We start from the raw sequence: 14,963 nt of genomic DNA on the forward strand, positions 1-14,963 counted from the left end.
ACCAAGATCATGGGTGAACATACCGTCGCCTCCTTCGATGAAGAGCTCGGGCAGATCAGCAAGCTGATCCGCGACATGGGCGATCTGGCAGGCTCGATGGTCAGCGGCTCGACCAGGGCGCTGCTCAATTCGGACAATGCGCTGGCACAGCGTGTCGTTTCCGACGACGCCATCATGGATGCGCGCCAGCGCGAACTGGACGACCGCGCCATCACGCTGATCGCCAAGCGCCAGCCGATGGCCAACGATCTGCGCGCCGTGGTCGGCTCGATCCGCATGGCCGGCGACCTCGAGCGCATCGGCGATCTCGCCAAGAACATCGCCAAACGCGTCGGCACCGTGGGCTTGAGCGTCACGCCGCGCGACCTCTCGCACTCCATCGATGCCATGGCGCAGCTGGTGCTGATCCAGGTGCAAGGCGTCGTCGAGGAATATGCCGCCACCGATGCGGCAGCTCTTGCAAAACTCAGGAATGACGACGAGCGCATCGACGTCAAATACACGTCCGTGTTTCGTGAGCTCTTGACCTACATGATGGAAGACCCTCGCAACATCACCGCCTGCACGCATCTCTTGTTCTGCGCCAAGAATCTTGAGCGCATCGGCGATCATGTCACCAACATCGCCGAAAATGCGTATTATGTGCTGACCGGCCAGCAATTGCCCGCCAATCGTCCGAAGCAGGACGAGACGGCGATGGCCACGCCGGCCTGATGAGGGTGAACTGCCTATGATCGCGCCACGCATCATGGTCGTGGAGGACGAGGAGCCGCTAGGCGTGCTCCTCCGCTACAACCTCGAATCCGAAGGCTATCACGTCGAGGTGGTGACACGCGGCGACGAGGCCGAGATCCGCCTGCAGGAAAACGTGCCCGATCTCCTGGTGCTCGACTGGATGGTGCCCGCTGTTTCCGGCATCGAGCTCTGCCGGCGGCTTAGAGTGCGGCCCGAAACCGAGCGGCTGCCGATCATCATGCTGACCGCGCGCGGTGAGGAAAGCGATCGCGTGCGCGGCCTGTCCACCGGTGCCGACGACTATCTGGTCAAGCCATTCTCGACGCCGGAGTTCATGGCGCGCGTGAAGGCGCTGCTGCGCCGGGCCAAGCCGGAAGTGCTGTCCAGCGTGCTCAAGGTCGGCGACATCGTGCTCGACCGCGAGTCGCACCGTGTCTACCGCAAGAAGAGCGAGATCAGGCTCGGACCGACCGAGTTCCGGCTGCTCGAATTCATGATGCGCCATCCCGGCCGCGTGTTCTCGCGCAGCCAGCTGCTCGACAATGTCTGGGGCGAGACGATCTACATCGACGAGCGAACCGTCGACGTCCATGTCGGGCGCTTACGCAAAGCGGTCAACAACGGCCGCATGCCGGATGTCATCCGTACCATTCGCGGCGCCGGCTACGCGATCAGGGAAGACTAGGATGCTGCGCGTCGCGCCGTTGCCGGCCATTCAGGCGACATGCTTGCCGGATTTGGCCTGAATGCCCGGCGCGAAAATCTCCTGATCGACGAAGCCGAGCGCGCGCATGGCACAGCCTTCGCGGATCAGCGGCAGCTCGTTGGGCTCGGTGTCGAAGGAGATCGATTTCGAGTGCTGGCCGCCGGCGGTCTGGGCGATCGCTTCGCGCAATGCCGGCTCGATCAGGTCGAAGGCGGCGGCGCTGACGCCAACCATGGCGACAGGCGCCGGGTCGATCAGCGCAAACAGGCTGCCGAGGCCGAAGCCGAGCGCCTCACCGGCCTTGCGATAGGCTTCGCGCTCCGGGCCATCGGTTTCGCGGGCGCGCGCGGCGAGTGCGCGCATATCAGCGTCGCCGATATCGACCGGCTCGGCATCTTCGCTCATCATTTTGGCGCTGCGCCAGATGGCGTAGTTTCCGGCATAGGCCTCGACGCAGCCGCGCCGCCCGCAGCGGCAGAGCGCGCCGCCCGGACGGTGGATCATGTGGCCGAACTCGCCGCCGGAGGAATGGGTGCCGGTGAACAGTTCGCCTTTCAGCACCAGCCCCATGCCGATGCCGTGCGACAAGAGGATCGCGATGAAATTGTCGCGGTAGCGCTCGGGCTGGCGCCATTGCAGGGCCACCGCCATCATATTGCAGTCGTTCTCCATGGTGGCAGGAATGCCGAATTCCGCTTCCAACATGTCGGCGAAGGCAATGTCGGTCAGTGGCGTGATTGGCGACCACAGCATGGCCCGCGCCTGCGAATCGGTGATGCCCTGGATGCCCATGGCAATGCGGGCGATGCTCTGGACATCGAGGTCCGGGTCCGCGAGACGCCGCCCGACGATTGCTACGCATTCGCCGATCAGCTCGTCGCGCGGCATGGTCAGCGTGTCGAGCCGGCGCTGTTCTTCCGCGACCACCTGGCCGGCATAGTCGATGACGGTGACGGAGAGGAAGTTCAGCGACAGCACCACGGTCATGACCGCCGCCGCTTCCGGGTTGAGGCCAAGGCCGACCTGCGGCCGGCCGCGTTTCAGCGAGCCGGTCTCGCCAGGCTTGCCTTCAATCAGGATGCCTTCTTGAATTAGATCAGACGAGATTGCCGATATCGTCGAATGGCTGAGGCCGGTGGTCGCCGCAATCTCGGTCCGCGACGGCTGGCCGGCCCGGCGCACGGCCGAAATCACCATCGCACGGTTGCGACGGCGCAGATCGTCGTGGCGGATCCCAACCGACATTTGTTTTCCTCCCGGCCTCCTCGCGCCTCATGATAGTGAAGGCGTTCGACGGCACCAGCCAAATATTGGCAGACGCCGGCAGCCCTGTCATTGTTTATTGCGGAGCTCGAAAAAATTCGGCAACGCCATCAGAATCCATCATAATCGATGTTGACAGTGCCTTATCATTGAACCAGTATTTTTTCGAGGCTCGAAAAAATGGAGCCTCTTTGTGCAGGCCTTCGGGCCGGTTTTGTCGCGCCGTGGGCGGCGCAGGGAGGGTTATAATGAACAGATTTGCAGCCGCCATGCTGGCGGGTGTCGCCATGTCGCTGGCGCTGATGTCGGTCGCGCAGGCGAAGGACAAGGTCATCGGCGTGTCGTGGTCGAACTTCCAGGAAGAGCGCTGGAAGACCGACGAGGCGGCGATGAAAACGGCGATCGAAGCCGCCGGCGACAAGTACATTTCGGCCGACGCGCAGTCCAATCCCGGCAAGCAGCTGACCGACGTCGAAAGCCTGATCTCGCAGGGCGCCAACTCGCTGATCATCCTGGCGCAGGACGCCTCGGCCATCGGCCCGGCGGTGCAGAAGGCGCTGGACGAAGGCATTCCGGTCGTCGGCTATGATCGCCTGATCGAGAACAAGGACGTCTTCTACCTGACCTTCGACAACAAGGAAGTCGGCCGCATGCAGGCCCGCGAAGTGTTCAAGGCGAAGCCCGAAGGCAACTATGTCTTCATCAAGGGCTCGGGCTCGGATCCGAATGCCGATTTCCTGTTCTCGGGCTCGATGGAAGTGCTCAAGGAAGCCATCGACTCGGGCAAGATCAAGAATGTCGGCGAGGCCTATACCGATGGCTGGCTGCCGGCCAACGCCCAGAAGAACATGGAACAGTTCCTGACCGCCAATGACAACAAGGTCGATGCCGTGGTTGCGGCCAATGACGGCACCGCCGGCGGCGTTGTCGCCGCGCTGACGGCGCAGGGCCTTGCCGGAACGGTTCCGGTCTCGGGCCAGGACGGCGACCATGCCGCCCTGAACCGCATCGCGCTCGGCACGCAGACGGTGTCGGTGTGGAAAGACGCGCGCGAACTCGGCAAGAACGCCGCCGAGATCGCCTCGCAGCTTGCCGATGGCAAGAAGACGGGCGACATTGCCGGCGCCAAGGACTTCACCACGCCTGGCGGCAACACCGTCAAGTCGCTGTTCCTGACCCCCGTCGCGATCACCAAGGACAACCTCAACGTCGTCATCGACGCCGGCTGGATCAAGAAGGACGAAGTCTGCACAGGCGTCGCCGCCGGCAGCGTCGCGGCTTGCAACTGATCTCGACGACTTGAAGAAATGAGGCGCCGCGGCTGTCAAGCCGCGGCGTTTTCTCTACGAGAATTGTGTGTTTCCGCCATCGGCGGCAAACTTCTAGGCTGTGGTCCGGCATCCGCGCCAGACGGCAAGCCGCTGGAGGACATCATGACCGACACGACCTCAAATCCGCAGGCCGATACGGCACGAGCGTCTGAACTCGGCGCGGTCGCCCGGTTCCTGAAAGCGACCGAGCTCGACACGCGCATGCTCGGCATGGTCGGCGCGCTGCTGGTCATCTGGGTCGGCATACATATCCTGTCGGGTGGGCTTTTCCTGACGCCGCGCAATCTTTGGAACCTGTCGGTGCAGACGTCCTCGGTCGCGATCATGGCGACCGGCATGGTACTGGTCATCGTCATGCGCAACATCGACCTTTCGGTGGGCTCCGTCGAAGGCGTGATCGGCATGATCATGGGCGTGGCACAGGCCGAATTCCTGATTCGCGTCATCGGCTTCCAGCTTGGAAACCCCTGGCTCTGGGTCGTCGCGCTTGCCGCCGGCGTGGTGCTTGGTCTGCTGATCGGCGCGTTCCAGGGCTTCATCATCGCCTATATGCAGGTTCCGGCCTTCATCGTGACGCTTGGTGGCCTGCTGGTCTGGCGTGGCATGGCATGGCTCATCACCAGCGGGCGCACGGTCGCGCCACTCGACGCCACCTTCCAGCTGATGGGCGGCGGACCACGCGGCTCGATTGGCGCCGCTGCCAGCTGGATCGTCGGCATCGTCGCCTGCGCGGCGGTCGCCTTCGCGCTGCTCAACGGTCGCTCACAGCGCAAGCGCTTCAGCTTTCCACTGCGCCCCGTCTGGGCCGAGACCTTGCTTGGCGTGGTCACTTGCGCGGCCATCCTCGGCGCCGTGTGGATCGCCAATTCCTATCCATGGCCGATCGGCATCGTGCGCCAGTACGCACAGCAGAACGGCATCACCGTTCCCGAAGGCGGGCTGTTCATCGCGCATGGCATCGCCATACCGGTGCTAATGGCGGTGATTGTCGGCATCATCATGACGTTCATCACCAAGCGCACGCGTTTCGGCCGCTATGTCTTCGCCATCGGGGGCAATCCGGAGGCAGCGGAACTCGCCGGCATCAACACGCGCTGGGTGACCATGAAGGTGTTCATGATCATGGGTGTGCTGGCTGCAATCAGCGCGGCGATCTCGTCGGCCCGTCTCAATGCGTCAACCAATGCGCTGGGCACACTGGACGAGCTTTTGGTGATCGCGGCCGCTGTCATCGGCGGCACGTCGCTCGCGGGCGGCGCCGGAACGGTGATGGGCGCCATGCTCGGCGCGCTACTGATGCAGTCGCTGCAATCCGGCATGGTGCTGCTCGGCATCGACTCGCCGCTGCAGAGCATTGTCGTTGGCGCTGTCCTGGTCATCGCCGTCTGGCTCGACACCGTCTACCGCAAGCGCGTCTAGGGAGGAACGATTATGGAAAAAACTGCTCCCACCGGTACGCCACTGATCGACGTGCGCAACATCTCGATCGCGTTCGGTGGCATTCGCGCCGTCGACGATGCGTCCATCGATCTTTTCCCGGGCGAAGTGGTGGCGCTGCTTGGCCACAACGGCGCCGGTAAGTCGACGCTGATCAAGATCCTGTCGGGCGCCTACAAGCGCGATGCCGGCCAGATCTTGGTCAACGGCCAGGAGGCCTCGATCTCCAATCCGCGCGACGCCAAGAAATACGGCATCGAAACGATCTACCAGACGCTTGCGCTGGCCGACAATGTCGACGCTGCCGCCAACCTCTTCCTCGGCCGCGAACTGATGACCGCGTGGGGGACACTCGACGATGTCGCCATGGAGGCCGAGGCGCGCAAGGTGATGGGCCGGCTCAATCCGCGCTTCCAGCGCTTCAAGGAGCCCGTGATCAAGCTATCGGGCGGCCAGCGCCAGTCGGTGGCGATCGCACGCGCCATCCTGTTCAACGCCCGCATCCTGATCATGGACGAACCGACGGCCGCGCTTGGGCCGCAGGAGACGGCGCAGGTCGGCGAACTGGTAAAGCAGCTCAAGGCCGACGGCATCGGCATTTTCCTGATCAGCCACGACATTCACGACGTGTTCGAGCTTGCCGACCGGGTCTGCGTAATGAAGAACGGCCAGGTCGTCGGCACCGCGCTCACCACCGATGTGACGCAGGACGAAGTGCTCGGCATGATCATCCTGGGAAAGTGCCCGCCCGGCGCCATTCCCGGTCCGGGTGCGCTGAAGATCGCGGCCTGAGACCACGCTATCGTCAGCTGTCATGTTCACTGATGCTCGAGATCGATAAGCCGGCTAAATATGCATGATATGCCAGCTGTCATTATGGCTTGGCCGCGCCATTGTCTTGCCGCGGCGACTTGCCCATAAAGGTCCCGAACCGTCCATGGGCCTGCGTTGAAGAAGTTTTTCCCGATCCTTGCCTTCATTGCCGTTGCACTGATCAGCCTGACGATGGCGGGCTTCGCCTATTTCGCGACCCAGGAAGCGGCGCGCATCAAGTTCGAGGCGACGGCCGACGACGCGCTCAACCGCATCGAAAGCCGTATCGATCTGCATCTGTCACTGCTGCGCTCGACGCAGGCGCTGTTCGACGCCCGCAATGGCGAGATTTCAGGTAGCGAATTCAAGGCCTTCTTCAGCGCCCTCGATGTCGATAACAATTTCGCCGGCCTGCGCGGCATCGGCTATCTCAGGCTGGCCAAGACCGGTGACGAAGCGGCGGTCGAGCGCGACATGTTGCGCGACCGCGGCGCCGCCCACACGGTCTATCCGGACACGACACAGCCATGGCGCACGCCCGTCGTGCTGTTCGAGCCGCTCGACCCTGCCAACGAATCCACCATCGGCTACGACATGTTCACCGAGCCGGTGCGGCGCGAGGCGATCGAAAAAGCGATGGCCGATGACGCACAGCACGCAAGCGGTCTGGTCCAGCTCGGCCAGGACACTGGCGCGGCGCAGACCTTTACCGGTTTCCTGGTCTTCGTCAGGCTCAATGTCGAAACCGCGCCGGATGGTATCAATGCGTCCAGATCATCGACATCAGGCCTTCTCTACGCGGCCTTCCGCGCCCGCGACCTGTTCCAGACCGCGCTCAGCCGCACGCCTTTGCTGCCGGTCAACACCGCGGTCTATGACGGCACGGCCGACGCCGACAATCTTCTGTTCCAGTCGGAAACGCCGCCGGTTGCGAGCTTTGGCGACAGGCTGTTGGTGACGCGCAAGATCATCGTCGCCGGTCGGCCGTGGACGGTGCTGTTTCGGCCGACAAGTGCATTTTCGCAACCGTCCTCGCGCGCCATTCCGGTCATGCTCGGGCTGTTCGGCCTGCTTCTGGCCGGGGCCATCGCGTTGGTGGCGCGCTACCAGGAGCGCGCCTACGACGCCAAGTCGCTGCTGCATGAAACGACGGAAAAAAGCCTGCTCGAAAAGGATTTGATGCTGCAGGAGATGAAGCATCGGATCAAGAATTCGATCACGCGGGTGCTGGCGATTGCGCGCCAGACGGCAGCGCAAGCAACCGACGTGAAGGAGTTCTCAACTTCCTTCTCAGCCCGCCTCCAGGCAATGGCGGCTTCCCAGGATATGCTGACGCGTTCGCGCTGGCAGAAGGCCGATCTTGGCGACCTGCTGCGCATCGAGCTCGGCCAGGTGTTCGGCAAGGAGCTTCCGGAAGGGATATTGTCAGGGCCTCAGGTGCTGCTCGACGAGAGGACGACGCAGGCGCTTGGCCTGACCTTTCACGAACTGGCGACGAATGCGCTGAAATATGGCGAGGCCGGCAATTCCGTGGGTGCGCTCAAGGTCGACTGGTCGTTCGAGGGGCGCGGGTCCGAGCGGATGCTGGTTCTGAACTGGCGCGAGGCCGGGCAGAAGGAACTCGAAGCGCCGGCGAAGACCGGCTTCGGCACCAAGCTGATCGACCTCAATGTCACGCGCGAATTGCGCGGCGCGATTGCCCGAGATTTTCGCATCGATGGGCTTACGGTGGAAATCAGGATCCCGCAGCCTGATGCAGTCAAACAAACGGAGACCGGCTGACCGGTCTCCGTCGCGATTGTCTGACGCTTTTGAAGCGGATCAGCAGCGAGCGGTGTAGAGCCGGCCGCGATTGTCGCGATACTGGCAATAGCCGTTGCGCAGGTTGCGCACCAGCAGGCCGGAACCGGCGCCAACGGCTGCGCCGATCAGCGCACCCTTGCCGCCGCCGATCAGTCCGCCGGCCAAAGCACCGACACCGGCGCCGACACCGACATCCTGCTCGGTCGTGCTGCAGCCGCTGACGGCGACCACCGTAACCATGGCAATAATCAATTTCCGCATAGAATCTCTCCTCACTTTTGTCCTCACTTTAGTAAGCTCCAGCCGCTATTTAGCACGAAACAGCAGCCTTTGCCCGCTCGATCTTATTGTTGGCTAAGAGAGTCTTTTTCGCGGCGCGTGGCGTTCGACGCGACCACGACACTGAAAATCTGCAAAGACGCGTCGAGGGTGCCGTCCGGGCGCACGTTCCAGACGATCTGGTCGTAATCATCCTCCAGCGCGGGGTCGACCGTAAGACATTTGGCAACGACGTGCTCGGCCTGACCCTGCACGTCGCCGGCAGCGAATGGACGTTCTGCCGTGCATGCTTCGGCGGTTTCGAAAACACTGACCGGCACCGGCAGTTCACGACATTCGGTCATGTTGTTCGAACAGCCAATTACCAAAAGCAAAGCGGCGATGTGTTCCACGGCGATACGTCCTCTCGCCATAAGAACGGTCCACAGCCGTCAAAGTTCCTGTGCCGAAAGGGGCGTTAATAATTGGTCGGCTACGAGCTGGACAGCTTCTGAGCCAGGCTGCTTGGGAGCAGCGTGAACCTGAGCATCTGGCTCAGGCCAATTGCGACGCCACGATCAGCACAACAGCGGCGAAGCGAAGCAAGGGGTGCCAGGCGTGCTGCAAAGGCGAGGCTGAAGCATCAGGATCCTGAAAGCCGCTCATCGAGACCCGCGCGGCCTGCTCCAGCCTGTTCATATCGGCCACCGTCATGATCATTCCTCCCATACTTGCGTTGCAGGCCGCGGCCGAACATCGGTTGAATCGGTCAAGATCCAGCAATCTCTGGGAACCACAGCATCGGATTTTATGGTGAACAGCCGGTTAAGGAATCCCGCCGCTCATTCGGTTTCGAAATTGCCGTGCGGAACCACCAGGCGATATTCGAGGCGGTCACTGGTGATCTCCAGCGTCGCCGTGCCGTTCAGCGATGCCGGCACGACACGTTCGAGGGCAACGCTGCCGAAGCGTTTCTCGGTGCGTCTGTTATCATTGGCGACAATGGCCTCGACCCAGGTCAGCGACAAAGCCGGCTTGTCGGCGGCCTCTGCGACGTTCGACAGATCGGCAGTTACCTCGACAAAGCCGTCCGGCCGCGCCAGGGCGCCGTAGCTGAATGAATTGACGGCGAGTTCGTGCATTGCCAGTCCGATATGAATGGCGGCGTTGGGATTGAGGTAGGGGTTGACGCCATTGAAGCGCAGGCTCTGCGCGGGATCGGCGCCGTAGCGAACGACCTGGCCGCGGATAAGCTCGCGAAGTGCTGCACCCCGCCAGTTCGACGACGTTACCAGATCCTGGGAGGAAGCCAGTGACTGCAGGCGGCCGCGAAAGCGCTTCAGGAAATCGTCGGGTGTCTCGGAATAGCGGCCGGTCTGGGTGGCAATACTCTGGATGATGGCCAACAGGTTCTTGGAGCGGTGGCTGACTTCGCGCAACAGCGTCTTCAGCGTCTGTTCGCGGCGTTTCTGCTCGGTGGTTTCCACCATCGTGGTGACGACGCCCTGCACGTCGCCGCGATGGCCCCGATCGGCATCGACCCATACCTGGAACCAGCGCATGCCATCACCGGTGGGAACACTCAGTTCAAGGCGTTCCGGATTGCCGGAAGCGATCACATTGCTTTTGGCGGCGGCGATTTGCTCAGCTTGCGCCGGTGGCAACGCGCCGTTGCTGTCGGCTGTGTCGGAAACCCACGGCGCACGCATGTTGCGGGCCCATACAGTCTTCAATTCACGATCCTGATAGAGGACGGAAATGCCGGCATTGTGCAGAGCGTGAAGCAAGGCCCGGCCAAGCTGCATTCCGCTTTCAGCCGGGTGCAGTGCGATCACCTCGTCGCCCTGTCCGCTCTCGCCTCCGCCAATGGAACGCATCAATCACCTGTCCACCTGATCAGGACCGAACGATTCACTTGGACTCAGTTCCTGAGTAGGTCCCCAGAAAAGGTCCGCCGGACGATGTCCCGTTGGAGGACATCGCCCGGCGGTGGCTGGAAACCGTTTGAGGGGTGCGGCTTCCAGTGTTCTTCGCCCGCTCCTACGATGCCCGTCTGAACAGGCCGGCCAGAAGCGAGATGACGAGGAAGGCGAGAAAGATGAAGAACAATATTTGCGCGATACCGGCCGAGGTACCGGCGATGCCGCCGAAACCAAGCGCGCCGGCGATGATCGCCACGACGAGAAATACGAGCGCCCAGTAGAGCATGATCTGTCTCCTTCCGATACTGGATCAAGAACGTGAGTGATTGCTGTTTGTTCCACCATTTGCCGAAAAAGAAGGTCTTTGGAAGAGGCCCGGACGCGAATTGATTCGCGCGCGTGAGCGCGATACGGCGCGACGGGCAGCCGCCGATCGCCGGGTTAGGCGATCGCCAGTGCCGCCAACGCTGTGAGGCGGCGAAAAGTTGGAGATTGAAGGCCCTACTTCACGCGGCGGCCTTGGCCTGCCGGTCGAAGAACAGCGCTTGGCTGATCAGCGCCTTGACCATGTCGGGATTGAACGGCTTGGTGACGAGGAAGGCCGGTTCAGGCCGCTCGCCGGTCAGCAGACGTTCGGGGAAGGCGGTGATGAAGATTACCGGCACCGAAGTCGACGACAGGATTTCGTTGACCGCATCGATACCCGAGCTGCCATCGGCAAGCTGAATGTCGGCCAGCACCATCTTCGGCCTTGTCTTGCCGAACATCGCCACCGCCTCGGTATGGGTGCGCGCGGTTCCGACCACGTGGTGGCCGAGGCTCTCGACCATTTCCTCGATGTCCATGGCGATCAGCGGCTCGTCCTCGATGATCAGCACATCGGTCGCCACCTGGCGAGAGATCTCGTTGCTCGCCTGGGCAAGCAGTTCGGAGAATTCCTTGGCGTCGACATCGAGAATTTCAGCTGCCTCGTCTTCACCGAAGCCTTCGACCGCGACCAGCAGGAAAGCCTGGCGTGGCCGTGGCGCAATGGCGTTCAGATTGGCGGCGGCGCGCTGCTCCCATGCCGATTGCGCCTGCTCCTGCGGAACGCGGATGGCAATGGAGGTGAACAGTTTGGCGAATACCTTGTAGAGCGCGATGCGGTCGCTTGACGCTTGCGGGAAGATGTCGACGTCGGCGATGATGGCTTCGAGCATCGCGGCGACCAGCGCATCGCCACTCTCCTGCGATCCGGATACGGCGCGTGAAAAGCGGCGCAGGAACGGCAGGTGCGGAGCGATGGTTGCGGAAAGGCTCATGGTAGACGTCTCCCTCAGATGACGTGATTGCATAGATTGCAGGTCAAGCTGATTGCAAGCCCCAACACCCAAACGCGGGTTTTGCGAAAAAGTTCCGACACTTGTGGAACGAAACTGCACGGGCGACGTTTGTGGTGCGATGGGCAACCAGACGAGGGGGCCGCTTTGCGTTGTGTAATGGGGCGGCTCGGGGCGCTGGATTTAAGGGCGAAATGAAGGACATGAATAAAGAAACGCTGGCTGGCGCCGCTGACAGGCGCCGGGCCAATTCCGGCGACCCGCTCGGGGCGAATTCGGAAATTGGCCGTAAACTCAAACAGTATTATGACGAGCTGGTCTCGGACAATGTGCCGGATCGCTTTGCCCAGTTGCTCAGCCAACTGGAAAAGGCCGAACCCGCACAGAAGAAGGACTGAGGCATGGCAGCTGTCTCACAAGGGTTCAAGACCGACCTGCTCGGCTCGATCCCGAGCCTGCGGGCTTTTGCCGTGTCGCTGACGCAGAATGCCGACAAGGCCGACGATCTCGTGCAGGAGACGCTGGTCAAGGCTTGGGACAAGCATGAGAGCTTTCAGCCCGGCACCAATCTCAAGGCATGGCTGTTCACCATCCTGCGCAACGAGTTCTATTCCCAGATGCGCAAGCGCGGCCGCGAGGTGCAGGACAGCGACGGCATCATGACGGCCAGGCTTGCCGTTCATCCGGCTCAGCACGGCCAGCTTGACCTCAAGGATTTCCGCGGCGCGCTCGAGCAACTCCCCGAGGACCAGCGCGAAGCCATCATCCTCATCGGCGCTTCAGGCTTTTCCTATGAAGAGGCCGCCGAAATCTGCGGCTGTGCGGTCGGAACGATCAAGAGCCGGGTCAGCCGGGCCCGCACGCGGTTGCAGGAGATCCTCAAAATCTCCGGCGAAGACGAATACGGGCCGGACGCGATCTCGTCCCAGGTGACGGGTTCAAACGCTGCCTGACGGCGGAGGCCCCGTTTGCGGGCCTGGGCTCTCTACACATACGCATCGAAGATATCTCAGACTGGCGCGCGGCCGCAGGCCGCCGCCAGAGCCTCGACGAGATCGGTCCCCGAATAGGGCTTGGTGACCAGGCGGATGCCGGGAAAAGACCCTTTGATCTCATCGGGGTCCGAATAGCCGGAGGCAAAGACAAACGGCAGGCCCGATTGGCGCAGCCGCGCGGCGAAATCGAGTGTGGACGTTCCGCCCAGCATGAGGTCCACGATAGCGGCGTCGAACTCGCCAACGACCTTCTGCTCATCGATCTCGGCCAGAGCGCGGGCAATCACTACGTCGTTCGCGCCATGGTCGCGGCAAAGCTGCTCGACATCCATGGCGATCAGGAATTCATCCTCCAAGACAAGAATTCGCAATCCCTCAAGCAATGGCGGCACTTGGCAATCTCTCCTCAATTCTTGCAGCATCGGGTACCGTGACTCCAGTCAACCGCATCGTGGACCTTGGGGGATCGGTCAGGCCTTAATCCGAAAAGTTCGCCCACCGGCTCTACTCCACAAGCGAGCTTCGAATTCGCCTCAGTGGAGTGTAGCGAGTCATGATCGCTATTTGCCATCCTGTCATTTAAAAAAGACATGCCATCGGCAGCGGAACCGCGGCCTTGCAAAGGCGTAGCACTCAGTCTCTGGCAAGAGACTTTCGAAAGAGGGATCGAAATGTCTGGCCAGAATGGTCGTTCGTTTTCCAGCCGTCAGTACCCATGCGAGATCTGCCCGCTTCGGCCATTGCCGGTGTTCCGGGAATTCGAGAAGCAGGAGCTTGCCTATGTCAGCATGTTCAAGAAGGGCGAACTGGCCGTCGACAAGGGCGCCACAGTGCTGGTCGAAGGCAGCCAAAGTGCTCATCTCTACACCGTGCTTTCGGGCTGGGCCTTCCGCTACAAACTATTGTCGGACGGCAGGCGCCAGATCCTGAACTACTCCATGCCCGGCGATCTTATCGGGCTGCAGGGCAGCCTGATGGGCGAAATGCAGCACTCGGTCGAGGCGCTGTCGCCCATGCTGTTGTGCGTCTTCGAGCGTGAAAACCTGCACGAGCTCTACCGCAACCATCCGGGCCTTGCTTACGACATTACCTGGCTGGCGTCGCGCGAGGAGCGCATGCTGGACGAGAACCTGCTCAGCGTCGGTCGGCGCACGGCGGTCGAGCGCACCGCCTATCTCATTGCCTTCATCGCCAGCCGCGCGGCGGCAGTCGGGCTCAACGGCAAGGCGCCGGTGCAAATCCCGATTACCCAGCAGCATGTCGCCGATACGCTCGGCCTGTCGCTGGTCCACACCAACAAGACGATCCGCAAGCTCATCGATCGCAAGCTGATCGCTTGGCGCGACGGCGGTTGCGAAGTGATCGACGGGGAGGGGCTGAAGGATCTCGCGCGCTGGGAGGGCCTAAGCGAAGGCCGTCGGCCGCTGATCTGACAGGCAGGCCTCCATCTGGGGCTGGACTCGCACTTGCAAACACCCTTTCATGGATACGGTCTCCGATTTCGGAACCATGATGTGTGTCGGGCGTTTGAAGCCAAGCAAACGCAAGGAGTTTAGAATGGCAACTGCCGCAGGAAAAACCGCCAACGAAAGTCAGACGAACGCCGACCTCGAGGCCGACATTCGGCAGTTGAAGGCGGATATCGAAAAATTGACCAAGCAATTGGCCAAGACCGGCGAACATGGTTACGGCACGGCGCGGCGCGCTGCTGCCGAAGGCGTCGACCAGTTGCGCGCGCAGGGCGAAGCCGTCTTCGACAGCCTGCGTGGCAACGCCAAGGATCTTGAGGCCCAGATCACGGCCAATGTGCGCGAGAAGCCGGTAACTTCACTGGCGATCGCGGCCGGCGTCGGCTTCCTGTTTGCGCTTCTTGCCCGGCGCTAGTTTCGACAGAGATGGGCATGCTGGCACCGCTTATCTCGGCCTTGGCCTCGGGTGAAGCCATTGCCGCCATGCGCCGCGCGCGCACGGCGGCAATCGTCTATGGGCTCGCCGCCGTGGCTGCCCTGTGCGGCCTCGGGTTTCTCCTGGGGGCGGCCTACATCTGGGCGGCTGACCGTTACGGCTCGATGGCCGCCTGTCTCGGCTTCGCGGCCGGTTTCCTGGTAACGGCCGGGCTTATCGTGCTCATTCATCAACTTGCGGCCGGAACGCGTGCGCGCCGACGTGCGCGAAGGCGCAATGCCGACCTGAAGGCGCTCGGTATCACCGCGGCGCTTGCCGTGCTGCCGGCCTTGCTCAAGGGGAAAGGCGGGAAGGGCGTCATTCTCGGCCCGATGATCGCGCTCGCGGCCTATGCCATCTACCGCGAGAACGTCAAACCGGATCCGGGCGATCCAGACAGCGAAGCCGACTAAAGCGCGTCGCGCTGATACGCTGTT

General features: G+C 62.2%; 19 protein-coding genes. 11 read left to right on the forward strand and 8 right to left on the reverse strand.

The window, feature by feature from the left end; genetic code table 11:
- Positions 1–9: 9 nt before the first annotated feature.
- Together phoU and phoB are read left to right on the forward strand one after the other, a co-directional pair.
- On the forward strand, positions 10–714 hold the full coding sequence (gene phoU / locus ACYG9R_RS14145) for a phosphate signaling complex protein PhoU (RefSeq protein WP_023670109.1): 705 nt from the start codon (positions 10–12) through the stop codon (positions 712–714).
- A 16-nt stretch (positions 715–730) separates the two neighbouring features.
- Positions 731–1,420: a phosphate regulon transcriptional regulator PhoB gene (phoB, locus tag ACYG9R_RS14150; protein WP_031193203.1), complete on the forward strand. Its 690-nt coding sequence runs from the start codon at positions 731–733 to the stop codon at positions 1,418–1,420.
- A 30-nt stretch (positions 1,421–1,450) separates the two neighbouring features.
- On the opposite strand, the gene ACYG9R_RS14155 is transcribed toward phoB, so the two are convergent.
- Positions 1,451–2,686, reverse strand: a complete 1,236-nt coding sequence (locus tag ACYG9R_RS14155; RefSeq protein ID WP_023683969.1) for an ROK family protein — start codon at positions 2,684–2,686, stop codon at positions 1,451–1,453.
- Between the two features lie 266 nt (positions 2,687–2,952).
- Here ACYG9R_RS14155 and xylF point away from each other — a divergent pair, with 266 nt between their 5' ends.
- The 4 genes from xylF to ACYG9R_RS14175 all read left to right on the forward strand — a co-directional run bounded on the left by xylF (position 2,953) and on the right by ACYG9R_RS14175 (position 8,067).
- Positions 2,953–3,993, forward strand: coding sequence for a D-xylose ABC transporter substrate-binding protein (gene xylF / locus ACYG9R_RS14160; RefSeq protein ID WP_023683968.1), 1,041 nt, complete (start codon positions 2,953–2,955; stop codon positions 3,991–3,993).
- 144 nt (positions 3,994–4,137) lie between these two features.
- On the forward strand, positions 4,138–5,454 hold the full coding sequence (locus ACYG9R_RS14165; protein ID WP_023683967.1) for a sugar ABC transporter permease: 1,317 nt from the start codon (positions 4,138–4,140) through the stop codon (positions 5,452–5,454).
- Between the two features lie 12 nt (positions 5,455–5,466).
- Positions 5,467–6,264 carry an ATP-binding cassette domain-containing protein gene (locus ACYG9R_RS14170; protein ID WP_023824993.1) on the forward strand — a complete coding sequence of 266 codons (798 nt, stop codon included), beginning with the start codon at positions 5,467–5,469 and terminating at the stop codon, positions 6,262–6,264.
- 156 nt (positions 6,265–6,420) lie between these two features.
- The gene (locus tag ACYG9R_RS14175; protein WP_023824992.1) at positions 6,421–8,067 is read left to right on the forward strand and encodes a CHASE domain-containing protein; all 1,647 of its coding nucleotides are present in this window, start codon (positions 6,421–6,423) and stop codon (positions 8,065–8,067) included.
- A gap of 39 nt (positions 8,068–8,106) precedes the next feature.
- On the opposite strand, the gene ACYG9R_RS14180 is transcribed toward ACYG9R_RS14175, so the two are convergent.
- From ACYG9R_RS14180 to ACYG9R_RS14205, 6 genes are all read right to left on the reverse strand, one after another.
- A complete protein-coding gene (locus tag ACYG9R_RS14180; RefSeq protein WP_023683965.1) occupies positions 8,107–8,349 on the reverse strand; it encodes a YMGG-like glycine zipper-containing protein in 243 nt (80 codons plus the stop codon).
- An 83-nt stretch (positions 8,350–8,432) separates the two neighbouring features.
- Positions 8,433–8,759: a hypothetical protein gene (locus tag ACYG9R_RS14185; protein WP_023824991.1), complete on the reverse strand. Its 327-nt coding sequence runs from the start codon at positions 8,757–8,759 to the stop codon at positions 8,433–8,435.
- A gap of 142 nt (positions 8,760–8,901) precedes the next feature.
- Positions 8,902–9,060: a hypothetical protein gene (locus ACYG9R_RS14190; protein WP_023706297.1), complete on the reverse strand. Its 159-nt coding sequence runs from the start codon at positions 9,058–9,060 to the stop codon at positions 8,902–8,904.
- A 128-nt stretch (positions 9,061–9,188) separates the two neighbouring features.
- Positions 9,189–10,223 carry a sensor histidine kinase gene (locus ACYG9R_RS14195; protein ID WP_023670099.1) on the reverse strand — a complete coding sequence of 345 codons (1,035 nt, stop codon included), beginning with the start codon at positions 10,221–10,223 and terminating at the stop codon, positions 9,189–9,191.
- A gap of 163 nt (positions 10,224–10,386) precedes the next feature.
- On the reverse strand, positions 10,387–10,554 hold the full coding sequence (locus tag ACYG9R_RS14200) for a DUF1328 domain-containing protein (RefSeq protein WP_023670098.1): 168 nt from the start codon (positions 10,552–10,554) through the stop codon (positions 10,387–10,389).
- Positions 10,555–10,774: 220 nt separating this feature from the next.
- Positions 10,775–11,569, reverse strand: a complete 795-nt coding sequence (locus tag ACYG9R_RS14205) for a response regulator (RefSeq protein ID WP_023670097.1) — start codon at positions 11,567–11,569, stop codon at positions 10,775–10,777.
- Between the two features lie 212 nt (positions 11,570–11,781).
- Between ACYG9R_RS14205 and ACYG9R_RS14210 the strand changes: the two genes are divergently transcribed.
- Together ACYG9R_RS14210 and ACYG9R_RS14215 are read left to right on the forward strand one after the other, a co-directional pair.
- Entirely contained in the window at positions 11,782–11,985 is a 204-nt protein-coding gene (locus ACYG9R_RS14210; RefSeq protein ID WP_023670096.1) for a NepR family anti-sigma factor, read from the forward strand.
- Positions 11,986–11,988: 3 nt separating this feature from the next.
- Entirely contained in the window at positions 11,989–12,540 is a 552-nt protein-coding gene (locus tag ACYG9R_RS14215) for a sigma-70 family RNA polymerase sigma factor (RefSeq protein WP_023670095.1), read from the forward strand.
- A gap of 56 nt (positions 12,541–12,596) precedes the next feature.
- Here ACYG9R_RS14215 and ACYG9R_RS14220 read toward each other — a convergent pair whose 3' ends face one another.
- Positions 12,597–12,914: a response regulator gene (locus ACYG9R_RS14220; protein WP_050485906.1), complete on the reverse strand. Its 318-nt coding sequence runs from the start codon at positions 12,912–12,914 to the stop codon at positions 12,597–12,599.
- 339 nt (positions 12,915–13,253) lie between these two features.
- On the opposite strand from ACYG9R_RS14220, the gene ACYG9R_RS14225 reads away from it, so the two are divergent.
- From ACYG9R_RS14225 to ACYG9R_RS14235, 3 genes are all read left to right on the forward strand, one after another.
- On the forward strand, positions 13,254–14,015 hold the full coding sequence (locus ACYG9R_RS14225; RefSeq protein WP_023670093.1) for a Crp/Fnr family transcriptional regulator: 762 nt from the start codon (positions 13,254–13,256) through the stop codon (positions 14,013–14,015).
- Between the two features lie 124 nt (positions 14,016–14,139).
- Positions 14,140–14,466 carry an ElaB/YgaM/YqjD family protein gene (locus tag ACYG9R_RS14230; protein ID WP_023670092.1) on the forward strand — a complete coding sequence of 109 codons (327 nt, stop codon included), beginning with the start codon at positions 14,140–14,142 and terminating at the stop codon, positions 14,464–14,466.
- A gap of 11 nt (positions 14,467–14,477) precedes the next feature.
- A complete protein-coding gene (locus ACYG9R_RS14235; RefSeq protein WP_023706299.1) occupies positions 14,478–14,939 on the forward strand; it encodes a hypothetical protein in 462 nt (153 codons plus the stop codon).
- Positions 14,940–14,963 lie beyond the last annotated feature (24 nt).

The organism is Mesorhizobium sp. RSR565B (assembly GCF_054719465.1).

Coding starts and splice junctions, on each gene's coding strand:
- phoU (WP_023670109.1), top strand. CDS start 10: ATGGGTGAACATACCGTCGCCTCCTTCGATGAAGAGCTCGGGCAGATC.
- phoB (WP_031193203.1), top strand. CDS start 731: ATGATCGCGCCACGCATCATGGTCGTGGAGGACGAGGAGCCGCTAGGC.
- ACYG9R_RS14155 (WP_023683969.1), bottom strand. CDS start 2,686: ATGTCGGTTGGGATCCGCCACGACGATCTGCGCCGTCGCAACCGTGCG.
- xylF (WP_023683968.1), top strand. CDS start 2,953: ATGAACAGATTTGCAGCCGCCATGCTGGCGGGTGTCGCCATGTCGCTG.
- ACYG9R_RS14165 (WP_023683967.1), top strand. CDS start 4,138: ATGACCGACACGACCTCAAATCCGCAGGCCGATACGGCACGAGCGTCT.
- ACYG9R_RS14170 (WP_023824993.1), top strand. CDS start 5,467: ATGGAAAAAACTGCTCCCACCGGTACGCCACTGATCGACGTGCGCAAC.
- ACYG9R_RS14180 (WP_023683965.1), bottom strand. CDS start 8,349: ATGCGGAAATTGATTATTGCCATGGTTACGGTGGTCGCCGTCAGCGGC.
- ACYG9R_RS14190 (WP_023706297.1), bottom strand. CDS start 9,060: ATGACGGTGGCCGATATGAACAGGCTGGAGCAGGCCGCGCGGGTCTCG.
- ACYG9R_RS14195 (WP_023670099.1), bottom strand. CDS start 10,223: ATGCGTTCCATTGGCGGAGGCGAGAGCGGACAGGGCGACGAGGTGATC.
- ACYG9R_RS14200 (WP_023670098.1), bottom strand. CDS start 10,554: ATGCTCTACTGGGCGCTCGTATTTCTCGTCGTGGCGATCATCGCCGGC.
- ACYG9R_RS14205 (WP_023670097.1), bottom strand. CDS start 11,569: ATGAGCCTTTCCGCAACCATCGCTCCGCACCTGCCGTTCCTGCGCCGC.
- ACYG9R_RS14210 (WP_023670096.1), top strand. CDS start 11,782: ATGAAGGACATGAATAAAGAAACGCTGGCTGGCGCCGCTGACAGGCGC.
- ACYG9R_RS14215 (WP_023670095.1), top strand. CDS start 11,989: ATGGCAGCTGTCTCACAAGGGTTCAAGACCGACCTGCTCGGCTCGATC.
- ACYG9R_RS14220 (WP_050485906.1), bottom strand. CDS start 12,914: ATGGATGTCGAGCAGCTTTGCCGCGACCATGGCGCGAACGACGTAGTG.
- ACYG9R_RS14225 (WP_023670093.1), top strand. CDS start 13,254: ATGTCTGGCCAGAATGGTCGTTCGTTTTCCAGCCGTCAGTACCCATGC.
- ACYG9R_RS14230 (WP_023670092.1), top strand. CDS start 14,140: ATGGCAACTGCCGCAGGAAAAACCGCCAACGAAAGTCAGACGAACGCC.
- ACYG9R_RS14235 (WP_023706299.1), top strand. CDS start 14,478: ATGGGCATGCTGGCACCGCTTATCTCGGCCTTGGCCTCGGGTGAAGCC.